The sequence below is a fragment of the Mycoplasma leonicaptivi ATCC 49890 genome, assembly GCF_000622205.1.
In the GTDB taxonomy this organism is placed as follows: domain Bacteria; phylum Bacillota_I; class Bacilli_A; order Mycoplasmatales; family Metamycoplasmataceae; genus Mycoplasmopsis; species Mycoplasmopsis leonicaptivi.
Genome location: NZ_JHWE01000072.1, coordinates 1 through 1,729 on the forward strand (window position 1 = coordinate 1; position 1,729 = coordinate 1,729).

Annotated in this window: 2 protein-coding genes; both read left to right on the forward strand. The window is 25.5% G+C overall.

Annotated elements, in window-relative coordinates:
- Positions 1-100 precede the first annotated feature (100 nt).
- On the forward strand, positions 101-1,555 hold the full coding sequence (locus BU00_RS04735; protein ID WP_245579610.1) for a site-specific DNA-methyltransferase: 1,455 nt from the start codon (positions 101-103) through the stop codon (positions 1,553-1,555).
- A partial coding sequence (locus BU00_RS04740) for a DEAD/DEAH box helicase family protein (RefSeq protein WP_036459085.1) occupies positions 1,542-1,729 on the forward strand: 188 nt, incomplete at its 3' end. The genes BU00_RS04735 and BU00_RS04740, both read left to right, overlap by 14 nt.

Consider the following 1,729-nt stretch of genomic DNA (forward strand, 5'->3'; position numbering starts at 1 on the left):
ACTTTAATCATAGGTGAAAACTATGATGCATTAAAGAACTTAATAATGATAGAGAGAGAGAGAGAGAGCAGGTCTTGAATATAAATATGATCTAATTTATATTGATCCACCTTATAATACCGAAGCAACAAATAGTGATGGTAACTCTATTGCTGATGACAAAGAACAAATTAAAGCTAACAAATTTATTTACAGGGATAAATATTCTCGTAATGGTTGATTAAACTTTATGAACGAAAGGTTGCGTTTAGCAAAACAACTCCTTAAAGATGATGGGGTAATTTTTGTTTCGATCGATGATGCAGAACAAGCATATTTAAAAGTTTTAATGGATGAAATTTTTGGTGAAGAGAATTTTGTAGCTAATTTAATATGAGTAAATAATTTTGGTGGAAGAAGTGATGAAAAATATTTTGCATCAACTCATGAGTATGTTATAACTTACTCTAAAAATATTGAAGAACTTAAAATAAATTCACTAAAAGAAAAAGAAAAAGATAATAAGTGAAAATTCAATTTTAAAACACAATTATTTGAAAAAGAATTATATGATTTACAAAAAGGTGGTGGTGCTGAAACATTAAACGAAAGACCAAATATGGGTTATATTGTTTGATGAAAAAAAGAAACGGATGAATTTATTATTGATAATAATATAAATAAAAAAGTAATAACAAAAAATACAACAATTGCTGATAAAGACGCTATATATAATTTAAACACACAAGAAAGACAAAAATTAATTTCTGACAATTTTATTCCAATAATCCCAAATTTTAAAGGTAACTTTTTAGGGTGTTGAAGAGTCGGGGTAGAAAAAATAAATAAATTAATAAGTGAAAATAAAATAAAAGTAAGAAATATTAAAGATAATTTAAAGATTTTTGAATATGAAACATCAACAAAAATACCAGACTTTAAAATATTAAAACCAAAAACTGTTATTTCTGGAAATTCATTTGCATCATTATTCGATGATTTATATTGAGAAAATAATGTTTTTAAAGAAATCGACACATCAGCAGGTACAAAAAAATTAAAAAGCATTGGTTTAAATGATTTATTTAATTTTCCAAAACCTATAAACCTTATTAAAATGTTAATAGATAGAAGTATCAATAAAAACGCTCGCATCCTTGACTTCTTTGCTGGTTCTGGAACAACTGGACATGCAGTTTTAGAACTTAACAAAGAAGATGGTGGAAACAGAACTTATACTCTTGTCACAAACAATGAAAACAACATTGCTAAAAACATAACATATGAAAGACTTTTTAGAATCAACAATGGTATTGGTACAAATGGTGAAGAATTTAAATGAGCAAAAGACAACGAACCATACAAATCAAATTTAAATGTTTACAATATCAAACATCAAGATGTTTCAATATTTAATAATCAATTATCAATTGATAAATTAACAAATCAATTAAAATCTATTTTAATTGATTTTGGTATTGGTGAACAGTACTTAAAAAATCTACAAGAAATTGATATTCTAAATTCATTACTTGCATTAAAACCTCAAATTAAGGACAAAGATGCAACTAACTAAATCTCAAAATAAAGTTGTTGATCTTTTAGTAAATCAAGCAACATCTACTTTAGAAGGTTCTTCTAAAAATGCTGTGTACTTCAAAGCACCTACTGGTTCAGGTAAAACTTTTATGATGTTAAACTTTATAGATAAATTAATATCTTGAAGTAAATATCACCAAGATATTAATTT